Source organism: Actinoallomurus acanthiterrae, assembly GCF_054775715.1.
The window spans coordinates 1,570,351-1,585,096 of the sequence record NZ_BAAHCO010000001.1 but is presented as its reverse complement, the minus strand read 5'-3'; the positions used below and the strand labels follow the sequence as shown (position 1 = coordinate 1,585,096).

General features: G+C 71.1%; 12 protein-coding genes. 3 read left to right on the top strand and 9 right to left on the bottom strand.

Going from position 1 to position 14,746, the window contains the following annotated elements; genetic code table 11:
• The 9 genes from ACYVF7_RS07910 to ACYVF7_RS07870 form a co-directional block, all read right to left on the bottom strand.
• Positions 1-1,320, bottom strand: a complete 1,320-nt coding sequence (locus tag ACYVF7_RS07910) for an aminopeptidase P family protein (RefSeq protein ID WP_460337080.1) — start codon at positions 1,318-1,320, stop codon at positions 1-3.
• Positions 1,313-2,599, bottom strand: coding sequence for an alpha/beta fold hydrolase (locus ACYVF7_RS07905; protein ID WP_460337077.1), 1,287 nt, complete (start codon positions 2,597-2,599; stop codon positions 1,313-1,315). The genes ACYVF7_RS07910 and ACYVF7_RS07905 overlap by 8 nt, the downstream gene beginning before the upstream one ends.
• Positions 2,596-3,417 carry an ATP-binding cassette domain-containing protein gene (locus tag ACYVF7_RS07900; protein ID WP_460337074.1) on the bottom strand — a complete coding sequence of 274 codons (822 nt, stop codon included), beginning with the start codon at positions 3,415-3,417 and terminating at the stop codon, positions 2,596-2,598. The genes ACYVF7_RS07905 and ACYVF7_RS07900 overlap by 4 nt, the downstream gene beginning before the upstream one ends.
• On the bottom strand, positions 3,414-4,229 hold the full coding sequence (locus ACYVF7_RS07895) for an ABC transporter ATP-binding protein (protein WP_460337071.1): 816 nt from the start codon (positions 4,227-4,229) through the stop codon (positions 3,414-3,416). Before ACYVF7_RS07895 ends, ACYVF7_RS07900 begins: the two co-directional genes overlap by 4 nt.
• The gene (locus ACYVF7_RS07890; protein ID WP_460337068.1) at positions 4,226-5,215 is read right to left on the bottom strand and encodes an ABC transporter permease; all 990 of its coding nucleotides are present in this window, start codon (positions 5,213-5,215) and stop codon (positions 4,226-4,228) included. The genes ACYVF7_RS07895 and ACYVF7_RS07890 overlap by 4 nt, the downstream gene beginning before the upstream one ends.
• Positions 5,215-6,171, bottom strand: a complete 957-nt coding sequence (locus ACYVF7_RS07885; RefSeq protein WP_460337065.1) for an ABC transporter permease — start codon at positions 6,169-6,171, stop codon at positions 5,215-5,217. The genes ACYVF7_RS07890 and ACYVF7_RS07885 overlap by 1 nt, the downstream gene beginning before the upstream one ends.
• Positions 6,172-6,178: 7 nt before the next feature.
• Positions 6,179-7,858 (bottom strand): ABC transporter substrate-binding protein, encoded by a 1,680-nt coding sequence (locus tag ACYVF7_RS07880; protein ID WP_460337062.1) that lies wholly within the window; start codon positions 7,856-7,858, stop codon positions 6,179-6,181.
• Between the two features lie 32 nt (positions 7,859-7,890).
• Complete coding sequence (locus ACYVF7_RS07875; RefSeq protein ID WP_460337059.1) at positions 7,891-9,762, bottom strand: glycoside hydrolase family 127 protein; 1,872 nt, start codon at positions 9,760-9,762, stop codon at positions 7,891-7,893.
• Between the two features lie 309 nt (positions 9,763-10,071).
• Entirely contained in the window at positions 10,072-11,457 is a 1,386-nt protein-coding gene (locus tag ACYVF7_RS07870; protein ID WP_460337056.1) for an NAD(P)H-quinone dehydrogenase, read from the bottom strand.
• Between the two features lie 70 nt (positions 11,458-11,527).
• Between ACYVF7_RS07870 and ACYVF7_RS07865 the strand changes: the two genes are divergently transcribed.
• The 3 genes from ACYVF7_RS07865 to ACYVF7_RS07855 all read left to right on the top strand — a co-directional run bounded on the left by ACYVF7_RS07865 (position 11,528) and on the right by ACYVF7_RS07855 (position 14,555).
• Positions 11,528-11,980, top strand: coding sequence for a gamma-glutamylcyclotransferase (locus ACYVF7_RS07865; RefSeq protein WP_460337053.1), 453 nt, complete (start codon positions 11,528-11,530; stop codon positions 11,978-11,980).
• A gap of 104 nt (positions 11,981-12,084) precedes the next feature.
• Positions 12,085-12,885, top strand: coding sequence for a purine-nucleoside phosphorylase (locus ACYVF7_RS07860; protein WP_460337050.1), 801 nt, complete (start codon positions 12,085-12,087; stop codon positions 12,883-12,885).
• 20 nt (positions 12,886-12,905) lie between these two features.
• Positions 12,906-14,555: a phospho-sugar mutase gene (locus ACYVF7_RS07855; protein WP_460337048.1), complete on the top strand. Its 1,650-nt coding sequence runs from the start codon at positions 12,906-12,908 to the stop codon at positions 14,553-14,555.
• Positions 14,556-14,746 lie beyond the last annotated feature (191 nt).

Here is a 14,746-nt window from a genome sequence, read left to right as displayed (position 1 = left end):
TCATTGACCCGCCATCCACTTCTCCAGGCCGTCGGCGTCCAGGGGAAGAGCACCGGACAGGACCTCCGCGCCGTCGGACACGACCAGCAGGTCGTCCTCGATCCGCGCACCGATCCCCCGCAGCTCCGGCGGCACGGTCCGGTCGTGGGCGTGGAAGTACAGGCCGGGTTCGACGGTGAGCACCATATCGGGTGCGATGACGGCGTCCTGGTGGGCGTCCCTACTGATCTGAGCGCAGTCGTGCACGTCCAGGCCCAGGTGGTGGCCGACGCCGCACACCAGGTAGCGGCGGTGGTGCTGGCCCGTGTCGGACAGCGCCTCGTCCACGGAGACCGGCAGCAGTCCCCAGTCGGCCAGGCCGTGCGCGATCACTTCCATGGCCGCGTGGTGGAAGTCGGAGAACCGGCGGCCCGGGGCCACCGCCGCCATCCCCGCCCGGTGGGCCTTCTCGACCAGGTCGTGCACCTGCCGCTGGGCGGCGGAGAACCGGCCGGAGGCGGGGAACGTCCGGGTGACGTCGGCGGTGTAGTGGCTGCGGACCTCGACGCCCATGTCGAGCAGGACCAGCGCGTCCGGGAGCACCGGGCCGTCGCAGCGCACCCAGTGCAGGGTGGGCGCGTGCGGGCCGCTGCCGACGATCGTGGCATAGCCGGGGCCGTTTCCGTACGCGCGGGCGTACCGGTCGAAGGTGCCCTGCAGCCACCGTTCTCCCGGCCCGGCGACCGCGGCCGGGATCTCCCGGACGACCGCGGCGAAGCCCTCGACGGTGCGGTCCACCGCCTCGCGCAGTTGCCCGACCTCCCAGGGGTCCTTGAACATGCGCAGCTCGGCCAGCGTCCGGCCGGCCTCCTCGTCGACGGTCACGTCCTCGGAGAGCTCCGAGAGGGGCAGGACGTCGATGCCCAGGACCCGCGCCCAGTCCGCCGGCCCCGGCGCGGATCCGACCCACAGTTCGCCGTACCGGGCGTCGGAGAAGAAATCCGGCTCGCCGGGATAGGCGGGCGGCGGTACGTAGAGGGTGGCGTCGGCGCCGTGGAGCACGACGACGGCGTTCTCGATCGAGCAGCCCGTCACCCAGTAGAAGTCGCTGTCCGGGCGGAAGTCGTACGTCGTGTCGTTGCTGCGGACGGGGGCCTCGCCGGCGGCCAGCACGATGGTCCGGCCGGGGAGGGCGGCGGCGAGGCGGTCCCGGTGGGCGGCCGCGGCCTCGGCGGCGCCGGGGACGACCTGCGGGGTGCGGTCGGGAGTGTCCCAGCCCGTGCCCATGTACTCGACGAACGCGGGGATCTCTTTCAGCTTCGGGGGCCTGCCCTCACTCATTGGTGATTCCTCCTCCTGTCTCGCGGATCATCTCGGTCAAGCGCGCGAAGACCCGGTCGTCGCCGATGCCGTCGTGTTCGTACTCGTTCGTGACCCAGACCCGGGTGTTGCCGACGCGGGCGGCGGTGTCCAGTTGCAGGCCAGCGTCCACGTACATGTCGTCGTGGTAGACGGCGGCGACGACCGGGATCTCGTTGGCCGCCAGCCGGTCGAGGTCGTAGAGCTCCGGCCATTCCGCGCGGGCGGCCAGCAGTTCGACCGCCCCGCGGAACGGGCGCAGCTCGGAGATCTCCTGGAACATCCAGGGGTAGATCATCTCCCCGGTGAACAGCAGCGGCCTGGCGTCCTCCGCGAACCGCGGGTGCCCGGCCCGCTCGGCCTGCGCCGCCCACCCGGTCGCGCCCGCGCCGTGCCCGTAGATGCTCTCCTGCAAGGCGGCGAACAGCGGGCCGTCGCTGTAGGACGACCGGGCCAGCACGCCGTGCAGGAACACCGCCGACAGCTCGTCCCCGTTGAACGCCTCGTCGAGCAGCCAGTGCATCCGCTCGTAGCCGGGCTTCATGCCGAAGTCGATGCCGAGCGACTGCAACCGCCGGACCGTCAGCACGTCGCCGTCGGGCAGCAGCACGTCGCCCTCGGACAGGCGGTCGGCGATGCGGCCGACGTGCTCGACCTGCTGTGGATAGCGCCGGTAGAACTCCCGGTTCTTCGCCTCGACCCGCGGGTATGTGCGCCGGTACACCTCGGCGGCCGACGGGTCGAGGCCGGGCAGGCCGCCGGTGACGTGGCACGCGCTCAGGCCCTCGGGCGCCGTGGACAGGTACGTCATCGTGAGGAAGCCGCCGTACGACTGCCCGAGCGTGGACCAGCGCCTGCCGCCGAAGACGGTCTTGCGCAGGTGTTCGTGGTCGGCCACGATCGAGTCGGCCCGGAAGCACGCGAGGAAGTCCGCGCCCTCCTCGGCGGTCGCGAACGCGCTCATCCGCCGGCCGTCGATCCTGGTGCTGCGGCCGGTGCCGCGCTGGTCCACCAGGATCACCCGATGGGTCTTCAACGCCTGGCCGAGCCACCCGTCCGCGGCGAGCGGGCGCGGGCCCTTTCCCCCGGGTCCGCCCTGGAGGTAGACCAGGCAGGGCAGATCCTCGCCCGCGCGTACCGGGTCGGCGAGCTCGCGGCAGAAGATCTCGATCGTGCCGCGCCCGGGGTCGGACCAGTCGAGTGGGACGTCGGCGACGTGCTCGCGCACGTGAAGGCCCGGGATCGTGTACGTCACGCTCATTGAACGCCCTTCCGCCTGCGGTTCCAGTCCGGGTTGATCCGTGGGATCGCGGCCAGCAGGGCCTGGGTGTAGGCGTCCTGGGGATGATCGAAGACCTGGTGGCACGGCCCCTTCTCGACGATCTTCCCCTTGTTCATGACCGCCACCTGTTGCGCGATTCGCCGGACGACGGCCAGGTCGTGCGCGATGAAGATGTAGCTGAAGCCGCTCTCCCGCTGCAGGCCCATCAGCAACTCGATGACCTGTGCCTGGACGGACACGTCCAGCGCGGAGACCGCCTCGTCGCAGATCACCAGCTTCGGGCCGACGGCGAGCGCGCGGGCGATGCCGATCCGCTGGGCCTGGCCTCCGGAGAACTGCGCGGGATACCGCTGCGCGTGGTCGGGGTCGAGGCCGACGCGCTCCATCAGCTCCCTCGCGAACGCGCGGCGGCCGCCCGGCGGCGCGATCCCCTGATAGTCCAGCGGCGCCAGCAGGATGCGCTCGACGGTGTGCCGGGGGTTGAGCGAGGAGAACGGGTCCTGGAAGACGACCTGCACGTTGGCGCGGTAGTGGGCGAGCCGCGCGCCCGTGGCGCGGGTGATGTCCTCGCCCTCGAACCGCAGCGTGCCCGCGCTCGGCTCCATCAGCTTCGCGACGAGCCGCGCGGTGGTGGACTTGCCGCTGCCGGACTCGCCGACCACGGCCAGGGTCTCGCCCAGCCGCACGTCGAAGCCGATGCCGTCCACGGCGGTGAACTCGCTCCTGCGCCCGTACGGGCCGCGCGTGGTGAACCGTTTGGTCAGGTCGCGGGCGCTGAGCAGCACGTCCCCACTCACATACTCACCTCATCGGCCGGAAGGTCGTCGTCGATCTGCGGGATGCTGTCCAGCAGCATCCTCGTGTAGTCGTGCCCGGGCGCGGCGAAGATCTGCTCGGCGGTTCCGTACTCCACCTGCTCGCCCTGGCACATCACCAGCACCCGCGTCGCCAGCGAACTGATCACGGCGAGGTCGTGGGTGACGAAGACCATCCCCGTCCCCGTCCGCCGCTGCAGGTCGGCGAGCAGCCGCAGGATCTGGGCCTGCACCGTCACGTCCAGGGCGGTGGTCGGCTCGTCGGCGATGAGCAGCGCGGGCGCGCAGACGAGCGCCATCGCGATCATGATGCGCTGCCGCTGCCCGCCGGAGAACTGGTGGGGGTAGTGGCCCGTCCGCCGGTCCGGCTCGGGGATGCCGACCTGCGCCAGCGCCTCGACGACGACCTTCCCGGCCGCCCGCCGCGAGCCGCCCCGGTGCGCCCGGTACATCTCTTCGATCTGCAGGCCGACCGTGTAGTACGGGTTCAGCGCCGACAGCGGGTCCTGGAAGATCATCGAAGCCTGCTCGCCCCGGATCCGGCGCATCTCCCGGTCCGTGCGGCCGAGCAGTTCGACGCCGTCGAGCCGGATGCTGCCCTTCGTCCGGGCCCCGCGCGGCAGCAGACCCATGATGGCCAGGCTGGTCATCGACTTGCCGGAGCCGGACTCGCCGACGATGCCGACCGTCTCCTCCCTGTCGACGGTGAACGACACGTCCTTGACGACGTCCACGGGCCCGCGCGTGGTCGGGAACGTCACGGTGAGGTCCTCCACGACGAGCAGATCACTCATCGGATCCTCACTCTCGGGTCGAGTCCGGTGTAGACGAGGTCGACCACGACGTTGCCCACCACCACGAAGAACGCCGCGAGGAGGGTGACCGCCATGATCACCGGCTGGTCGTTCTTGGCGATCGAGTCGGCGGCCATCTTGCCGACGCCGTTGAGGCCGAAGACCTTCTCGGTGATGAGCGCGCCGCCCAGCAGTGCGGCGAAGTCCATCCCGAAGATCGTGGTGATCGGCGTGAGGGCCGGCCGCAGCGCGTGCCGTCGCAGCACGAGCCCGGGAGGAAGCCCCTTGGCCCGGGCCGTCCGCATGAAGTTCTCGGCCAGCGTCTCGATGACGTTCGTCCTCGTCAACCGGGCGTAGAGGCAGGAGTACACGGTCGCCAGGACGACCCACGGCATCAGGTACGACTCGAACCACCCGACCGGGTCGTCGGAGAACCCCACGGCCGAGGGGAACGGCAGGATCTGCAGCTTGACCACGAGGACGTACTGGAGGGCCAGCGCCAGGACGTAGTTGGGGATGCTGGCGCCGCCCAGGGCCAGGCCCATCGCGGCCCGGTCCCACCAGGTGCCCTCCTTGACCGCGCTGAGCAGGCCGGCGGAGACGCCGATGACCAGCCAGAGCACCGCCGCGCCGACCGCGACGGTGGCGCTGACCGGGAGGCGGTCCAGGACCATCTGCCACACCGACTGGTTCGTCTGGAACGAGTAGCCGAGGCACGGTGCCGGACAGTGGACCAGATTCGCGCCCGACCCGTAGTCCCGCCCGGTGAACAGCCCGCTCAGGAAGTCCGAGAACTGCGTGAGGAACGGCTTGTCCAGCCCGAGGGACGTACGGATCTGCAGGACCCGGTCCGGCGTGCAGGTCTTGCCGCAGATCATCAGCGCCGGGTCCGGCGACAGCTTGAAGAAGATCAGGAACGTGAAGAGACAGATCAGGAAGAGGATCAGTACGAGCCCGGCGATCCGGCCGGCGAGGTAACGGGCCATCAGGATGCCTCCCCCGCGTCCGTGGCGGCGCGGATCCGGTCTCCGAGCACGGTCAGGGACAGGACCGTGAGGAACAGGAAGAGCCCCGGGACCACGAAGTACATCGGGTCCACGGCGTACCAGCTCACCGAGTCCGCGATCATCTGACCCCACGAGGGGGTCGGCGGGCTGACGCCCACGCCGAGGAAGGACAGCCCGGCCTCCGTCCCGATGTAGCCGGGCACCGCGAGGGTCGTGATCACGATGAGCGAGTTGCGCAGATTCGGCAGGATCTCCTTGAACACCAGGGCGCTCGTGGACGCTCCCGACGCGCGGGCCGCCTCGACGAACTCCCGGTTGACCAGCGTCAGCGTCTGCCCGCGCACCACCCGCGCGAGGTACGGCCAGCCGAACCCGCTGATCACCGCGATCAGCAGGTACGACCGGTTCCCCGCCGGCAGCGACGACAGGATCGCGATCATGAAGATCAGCGCCGGGAAGGCCATCAGGAAGTCCATGAGCCGGGAGACGGCCTGGTCGACCCAGCCGCCGCAGTAGCCGGCGAGCATCCCGAAGACCACCCCGAGCAGCGTGGTGAGCACGGTCGCCGACGCGGCGATGAGGAACGACACGCGGGCGCCGTAGGCGATGCGGGCCAGGACGTCGCGGCCGTTCAGCGGCTCGACCCCGAACGGGTGGCCGGCGCTGATCCCGCCGAACGAGTCCTTGGGCAGCCCGCCGGAGTCGACGTTGATCGCGGACGTGTCGAACCCGGTCGGCCCGTGGCCGGTGAGCATGGCGATCAGGGGAGCGCAGATCGCCATCAGGATCACGAGTGCGAGGAACCCGGCGCTGAGGAGGGCGGCCCAGTCGTGGAGGAGAGCGTTCACGACGCGCCGCCCCGGCGTGGCGGGCGCACCGAGTGCGCCCGCCCCCGGGCCGGCCTGCGCGTCGAGCGATTGCGCGGCGGTCGTCATGACCGGCCTACTTGCCCGCGTCCTTGAGGCCGACCGTGACCAGGTCGATGCCACCGGAGAACGTCGCGCTGGACAGGCGCGCTCCGGCGATGTTGGCGCCGGCGATGAGGGCGGTCTTCTCGTAGGCCAGCGGCACGATCGGGGCCTGCGCCATGATCTGCTTGTCCAGGTCGCCGTACGCCGCGTCGGCGGCGTCCGCGTTCGTCATGGCCGCGATCTGGTCGATCCGCTTGTTGATCGCGTCGTCATTGATCTGCGCCAGGTTGCTGTTGGCGGTCGGGGTGATGCCGCGCCCGTCGAACAGCGGGGGCAGGAAGGTCAGACCCGACGACCAGTCGGGGCACCAGCCGGTGAGCGGCAGGTCGTGCTCCTTGGACTTGGTGGCGATCACCTCGTAGAACGTCGACGCGTCGATGTTGTTGATCTTGACATTGATCTTCAGCGGCTTCAGCGCCTCCTGGATCGCGACCGCCAGCGCCGTCTGCACGGCCACCGGGCGGGTGTCCAAGGTGAGGGAGAACCCCCCGGACAGGCCCGCCTCCGCGAGCAGTTGTTTGGCCTTCTCCGGGTTGTACGGATAGGGGTCGTACTCGGAGCGACCCTTCATGATCGGCGGCTGGATCGCGGTCCCCTTGGCAGCGAGCTGCGAGCCGCCGAACGCGGCGACGATCGTGTCCTTGTTGATCGCGTACTCGATGGCCTGCCGCACCCGAAGGTCGTTCAGGGGCTTGCGGGTGGTGTTCATCGCCAGGTAGGTGGTGCAGCCCATGAACCCGCTCAGCGTGCGCGCCTTCAGCTGCGGCGTCTGGATCCGCGACAGGGTCGCCGTCTGGATCTTGTCGGCGATGGCGTCGGCGTCGGCGCCCTGCCCGGCGAGCATGCGTTCGTCGATCGTGGCGCCGTCGAGGCCGAAGGTCCATTCCCACGCGTCCGGTTTGGCCGTGCGGACGCTGTCCGTCGACGCCTTCCACTGCGGGTTGCGGACCAGCTTGAGCGAGGTTCCGTGGACGTAGCTCGCCACCTTGTACGGACCGGAGGCGATCGGCTTGGTGTCGAAGGCGTGCGCGGCGCCGGTTCCCTTGGGGACCGGGAAGAAGTTGGGCATCGCCAGCGCGCTCGGGAAGTCCGCGAACGGCTTTTTCAGGTGGAAGACGACCGTCTTCGCGTCCGGCGTCTCGATCGTGTTCAGGTCGCCGGACTGGTACGGGCCCTTGTAGTCCTTGGGCGCGTCGACCAGCAGCCGGGGATACGGCGAGCCGCCCATCTCGGGGTCCCACGCACGCTCGACGCCGAACTTCACGGCCGAGCTGTCGATCGGGCTCCCGTTCTCGAAGGTCAGGCCGTCCTTGAGGTGGAACGTCCAGGTCTTGGCGTTATCCGACGACGCTCCCAGGTCGGTCGCCAGGTCGGGGACGACCTTCCCGCCCGCGGCTTCCGGGCCCGAAGCGAAGGTGGTCAGGCCGCGGTAGATGAGCCGGTAGAAGTTGTTGACCCCGCCGTCGAAGCCCAGCCCCGGATCCAGGTGAGAGAAGTCCGTCTTGGTCAGGAAGTGGACGGTGCCGCCGGTGGCGGGAGTGCCCGATACACCGGACGCACCACCGGCCGTGGCCCCGCCGCCTCGGCACGCCGTGAGCGCCGCCAGCAGGCTGAACGCCGCGACACCCGCGATAGTCGTAGGTTTCCTCATTTGGCCTTCTTTCGAAGAACGGACTCACCAGATCACTTGGCCCGGAGCCAGACGCGCATGGCCTCAGGCCCGCGATTGCCCCACAGGAAGTACGGAACGAAGGTGACGGGGACCTTCTCGGCCTCCGCGCCGGCTGAAGGCTCGGCGGTGAGCTCCGGATACAGCTCCGGTGACGGCGGGGGCGCGACACCTGCCGTCATGCGGAGGGCGACCGCGCCGCGCAGTTCACCCTCCGGCTCCGCGATCTTCGCGTCGAGCACCTCGGCGGCCGAGAGGACCAGGTCGTCCACTGAGGCCGGCGAGTCCTGCTGCTCGACGCAGTAGACCAGTGGGCCGCGGGCGACGCCGATCGCGCCGCGCGTCGCGTCCAGGTACGGGTGCGAGACGTGACCGCGCACCGGCATCGGCAGGCCGAGGCGGAACTCGTCGCCCTCGGCCCACTCCCGCTCGACGGTCAGCCAGCCGTCCTCGGCCGCGGCCGCCTCGCCGTCCAGCGTGGCGTCGCGCGCCCAGGCCGGGATGCGTAGCTTGAGCGCGTACGGACGGCCGGGAGCACGATCGATCGTCACCCTCACGTCGCCGTTCCAGGGGTAGGCCGTCTCGACGGTCAGCGCGAGGTCCGCCGTCTCGACCCGCCCCTCGGCGTAAAGGGCGAGGAAGAGGGCGTCGTCGCGCTCGGCGGCCACATGGTCGCCCAGCTGCGCCATCACCCGGACCACGTTCGGCGGGCAGCACGGGCAGCCGAACCACGACCGCCGTAGCGGCTCCCCGCCGGCCTCGGCGCCGCTCCGCTGCTCGTGGTCGGGGCGACGCTGGAGCGGGTTGTCGTAGAAGAACGCCCTGCCGTCGGCGGACAGCCCCACCGCGTACGCGTTGAAGAGCACGCGCTCGAAGACGTCGAGGTACTTCGCCCCGCCGGTGGCCAGGAACATGCGCCAGGCCCACTGCATCGTGGCGATGGCGGCGCACGTCTCGCTGTACGCGCGTTCGGAGGGCAGTTCGTACCGGTCGCCGACGGCCTCGTCGGAGTGCCGGCTGCCGAGCCCGCCGGTCAGGTAGAGCTTGGTGGCGACCATGTCGTCCCAGAGCCTGACGAGCGCCTCGAGGAGGGGCCGGTCGCCCGTCTCCAGGTGGACGTCGGTCGCCCCGGCGGCCAGATAGGCCATGCGGACCGCGTGCCCCGTGACCGACGGCAGGTCGCGGAAGGGCAGGTGGTCCTGGAAGTACTCGGGCGGCATGATGCCGTGTTCGAGGTACCCGCGCCCGCGCCGGTCCACGAACAGGCCGGCCTGCGTCAGGTAGTCACGATCGCCGGTCTCCCGGTAGAGCTCGACGAGAGCCATCTCGACCTCGGGGTGGCCGCAGACGGCCTCCTCCGCACCCTCGCCGAACCGGCGCACGACCAGATCGGCGAACCTGATCGCCACCGCGAGCAGCCGGTCGTCGCCCATCCGCCGGTTCGCGGCGACGGCCGCCTGGATCAGGTGGCCGAGGTTGTAGAGCTCATGCCCCCAGGTCAGGTCCTCCCAGGGCTTCTTGGCCGCCGCCGGGTCCTGGAAGAACGAGTTCAGATAGCCGTCCTCCGCCTGGACCCGCCGCAGCAACCCGACGATCTCGTCGAAGAACGCGCGCGCACCCTCATCCGCGTGGCCCGCTCCGATCTCGTACGCCAGGCCCTCGAGCGTCTTGTACAGGTCGGTGTCGAGAAAGGGGTAGCGCCCGCGATAGACCGGCGGGTCGGCGACGAGCAGGCGCCTCAGGTTGTCGACGTTGCCGGCGGCGCGCAGCTGCTCGATGACGTGAGGGATCGTCGCGTGCCGATTCCGGTCCTGCCACTGCCGCAGTAGACCGCCGGTGATGCGCACCCCGGAGACCGGCCGGACAGCCCCCGTAGTGGTTCGCACCACTCCCGCTCGATCGCGCGCATGCGTCCTGAGCTGCCCAAATGACATCGAGCCCTCCAGTACGATGTGGCATTGCACTGAACCATAAGGCGCTGGAAGGCAACTGCCAAGGGAGGACAAAGGAATTAATATGCGGGTAACTCGACAGGTTCCGAAACCTTTGCCCGGACCCGCCGTCTTCACGTCCACCCGGAGGGCACGATCAGGCCACGGCCCCGCCGACGACGGGGACCGTCCCTGGCCGAACCTCTCAGGGCCTGTCGCGAAGTCCCGTCCGCGCAGTAGGACAGCGGGACTTCGGGACAGGCGCTAGTAGGCCGACTCCTGCATGAGGCGGCGGGCGGCCTCGGTGATGCTGCCGGACACCGACGGGTAGACGGCGAACGTGTGCGCGACCTGGTCGACGGTCAGGTGCTGCTGCACGGCCATCGACAGGCCGAGGATCAGCTCGCTGGCCCGGGGCGCGACGATCACGCCGCCGAGCACGATGCCGGTCGCCGGCCGGCAGAACAGCTTCACGAAACCATCAAGGAAGCCCTGCATCTTCGCGCGCGGGTTGGTGGCGAGCGGCAGCTTCACGATGCGGGCCGGGACCTCGCCGGAGTCGATCTGCGCCTGGGAGACGCCGACCGTGGCGACCTCCGGGTCGGTGAAGATGTTGGCCGCCACCCAGCCGAGCTTGAGCGGCTGGACGGCCTCGCCGAGGGCGTGCCACATCGCGATGCGGCCCTGCATGGCGGCGACCGAGGCGAGCATCAGCACGCCGGTGCAGTCCCCCGCGGCGTACACGTGCGGCGCGGAGGTGCGGGAGACCTTGTCGACCTGGATGAACCCGCAGTCGTCCAGCCGTACGCCGGCCTCTTCCAGCCCGAGCCCCCGCGTGTTCGGCTCCATGCCGACCGTCATGAGGCAGTGGGAGCCGCTGACCGTACGGCCGTCGGTGAGCGTCACCTCGACGCTGTCGCCGACGCGCTTCACCCCCGCCGCCCGGGAACGGGCCAGGAGGTTCATGCCGCGCCGCTGGAAGACCTCCTCCAGGACCCGCGCGGCGTCCTCGTCCTCGTTGGGCAGGACGTGGTCGCGGGACGACACGAGCGTGACACGCGAACCGAGTGCGAGGTACGCGTTGGCGAACTCCGCGCCGGTGACGCCGGAGCCGACCACGATCAGGTCCTCCGGCAGCTCCGGCAGGTCGTACAGCTGACGCCAGTTGAGGATGCGCTCGCCGTCGGGCTCCGCGCCGGGCAGCACGCGCGGCGTCGCGCCGGTGGCGATGAGCACGACGTCGGCGTGGACCCGCTCGTCGCCGACCGCCACGATCTGCGGGTCGACGAGGCGGGCCTCGCCGCGGATGATCCGCACGCCCTCGTCCGCGACCCGCTTCTCGATGTCGGCGGACTGGGCCCAGGCCAGCTCCTTGACCCGCTTGTTCACGAGCGGGAGGTCGACCTCCGGCCCGCCGACCTCGCCGTCGCCGCCACCGGAGAACCGCACGCCGAGGGACGCCGACTCCGACAGGACCGCCATCCGGGTCGAGGTCGCGATGAGGGTTTTGGACGGCACGCAGTCCGTCAGGACGCAGGCCCCGCCGGACCCGTCCCGCTCGATCAGCGTGACGTCGGCGCCGAGTTGTGCCGCGACCAGGGCGGATTCGTAGCCGCCGGGGCCGCCTCCGATGATGGCTACGCTTGTCATATCGGTCATTCTTCCGCACTCCCGGGGTTGACGCGCCGTCGCGTCCCCGCAGCCCGTACGCTGGGCGACCGTGGCCTTGTACGCGGCGTACGCCTCCAACATGGATCCCGCACAGATGGCGCAGCGGGCACCGCACTCGCCCCTGCGCACCACCGGCTGGCTCAAGGGCTGGCGGTTGACCTTCGGCGGAGAGAACGTCGGCTTCGAAGGCGCCCTCGCGACAGTGGCCGAGGACGCGGACGAGCACGTCTTCGTCGTGCTGTACGACGTTCCGGACGCCGACGAGCAGGCGCTCGACGAGTGGGAGGGGGCGGCCCTCGGCGTCTACCGCAAGATCCGCGTGCGGATCGCCACCCTCGACGGCGACGTCCTCGCCTGGCTCTACGTCCTCGACGCCTACGAGGGCGGCCTCCCGTCGGCCCGGTATCTCGGCATCCTCGCGGACTCCGCGGAGAAGGCCGGGGCGCCCGACGACTACGTCAAGGACCTGCGCACCCGTCCGTGCAAGTCGCTCGGCGACTGAACGGACCCGTACAGCCGTCCCGGCACATCGCTCGACGGCCGAAAGGACCTGTGCACCTGTCCGTGGCGACTGACTAGTACGCGGCGTGGGTAATCTGTGCGCTTGTGAGCAATGACGCCTACGAGCTGGCCCGATCAGCGGCCGACGTCCTGAAGCGACGCCTCGCCGCCGACTCCTTCGACGTCGCCCTCGTCATGGGGTCCGGCTGGGTTCCGGCCGCCGACGCCCTCGGCGCGCCCGCCGACGAGATCCCCGTGACCGAGCTTCCCGGCTTCGCCGAGCCCGGCGTGCCCGGCCACGCGGGCGCGGTCCGCGTCGTCGAGGTGGGGACCAAACGCGCGCTGATCTTCCTCGGCCGCACCCACCTGTACGAGGGCCGGGGCGTGCAGCCGGTCGTGCACGGCGTCCGCACCGCGCTGGCCGCCGGGGTCAAGACGGTCGTGCTCACGAACGCCGCGGGCGGCACCCGCCCGGAGTGGCAGAAGGTCGGCGACCCGGTGCTGATCTCCGACCACCTGAACCTCACCGGCCACAACCCGATCACCGGGCCGACCTTCGTCGATCTGACCGAGGCGTACTCCCCGGCCCTGCGGTCCCTCGTCAAGGAGATCGACCCGTCGCTGGCCGAGGGCGTCTACGCCGCGCTGCCCGGCCCGTCGTACGAGACGCCGGCCGAGATCCGCATGCTGCGCACGCTCGGCGCGGACCTGGTCGGCATGTCCACGGTCCTGGAGACGATCGCGGCCCGGGAGGGCGGCGCCGACGTGCTGGGCATCTCCCTGGTGACGAACATCGCCGCCGGGCTGACCGGAGAGCCGCTGGACCACCTTGAGGTGCTGGCCGCCGGGCGGGCCGCCGCCGAGCGGATGGGCGCGCTCCTGGGCAAGGCCCTCCGGGCCCTGTAGGCGACGGATCGGAGGACCAGGTGAGCGACGGTTACCGGCGTCAGGCCGCGGAATGGCTGGCCCAGGACCCCGACCCGGAGACCCGGGAGGAGCTGCGGGCGCTGCTGGACGACGAGGCGGCGCTGGCCGAGCGGTTCGGGGCCAAGCTGGAGTTCGGCACGGCGGGTCTGCGCGGGGAGCTCGGCGCCGGCCCCAACCGGATGAACCGGGTGACGGTGATGCGAGCCGCCGCCGGTCTCGCCGCCGTCCTGACCTCCGATGACGCGGCGGAGCGCTTCGAGCGGGCCGGCAACGGCGGCACCGTCGTGATCGGGTTCGACGCGCGGCACAAGTCCGACGCGTTCGCCGAGGACTCCGCGGCCGTGCTCGCCGGGGCCGGTCTCACGGTCCACCTGATGCCGCGGCCGCTGCCGACGCCCGTCCTCGCATACGCCGTCCGCCACCTGGGCGCCGACGCCGGCGTCATGGTGACCGCCAGCCACAACCCGCCGCGCGACAACGGCTACAAGGTCTACTGGGGCGACGGCGCGCAGATCATCCCGCCGCTCGACACGGAGATCTCCCGCGCCATCGACGCCGTCGGACGGGTCGACGAGCTGCCGCGCGGCGCCGACTGGAAGGTCCTCGACGACGGCATCGTCGACGCCTACTTCCGGTCGCTGGCACGGCTGCCGCTGGGCTCCGCGCGGGACGTGTCCATCGCGTACACGCCGCTGCACGGGGTGGGCGGGGAGGTGCTGCGCCGCGCGTTCGAGTGGAGCGGCTTCCCGATCCCGGACGTCGTCGCCGAACAGGAACGACCCGACCCGGACTTCCCGACCGTGGCCTTCCCCAACCCGGAAGAGCCCGGCGCGATGGACCTGGCCCTCGAACTGGGCAAGGGCCACGACCTGGTGATCGCGAACGACCCGGACGCCGACCGCTGCGCCGTGGCCGTCGGCGGGCGGCTGCTGACCGGGGACGAGGTCGGCGGGCTGCTGGCCGAGCACGTGCTGCGGCACACGGACGGCGCCGACCGGCTCGTCGTCACGACGATCGTGTCCTCGTCACTGCTCGGCAAGATCGCGGCGGCGCACGGCGTCCGCTACGCCGAGTCGCTGACCGGGTTCAAGTGGATCATGAAGGCGGGCACCGCCCGCGACCGCCTCGTGTACGGCTACGAGGAGGCCCTGGGCTACTGCGTCGGCGGCGACGACGGTGTGCCCGTACGCGACAAGGACGGCATCGGCGCTGCGCTCGCCGTCGCCGCGCTGGCCGCCGAGGCGAAGGCCGAGGGCCGTACGCTCATCGACCTCCTCGACGACCAGGCGCGCCGGTACGGCCTGCACGCGACCTCCCAGCTGTCGGTACGCGTCGCGGACCTGTCTCTCATCGCGGACGCCATGGCCCGGCTGCGCGCGACGCCGCCCGACCGCCTCGGCGGCCGTACGGTCACGGCGGTGGACGACCTGTCCGCCGGGCTGGGCGGCCTGCCGCCGACGGACGGTCTGCGCTTCCGCCTGTCCGAGGGGGGCCGCGTCGTCGTCCGCCCGTCCGGCACCGAGCCGAAGCTCAAGTGCTACCTCGAGGTCGTCGAGCCGGTGACCGCCTCGGTCGCCGGCGCCCGTGCGAGGGCCGACACCGCGCTGGCAGCGCTCCGCGCCGACCTGGCGGGCGTCCTCGGGCTGTGACCCGCCGGCCCGGTGAGCCGCCCCCGTCGCCGGACGAGACCGTCGCCACGCCGAACACGGCCATCGCCGCGCCGGACAAGGCCGTCGTCATGCCAGGACGGACATCCCGGCATGACGGTGATGATCCCGGCCCGTCGACGCCCTGCCATGCCGGTGATGGTCCCGGGACGTCGACGCCCGGTCCCGGTCGC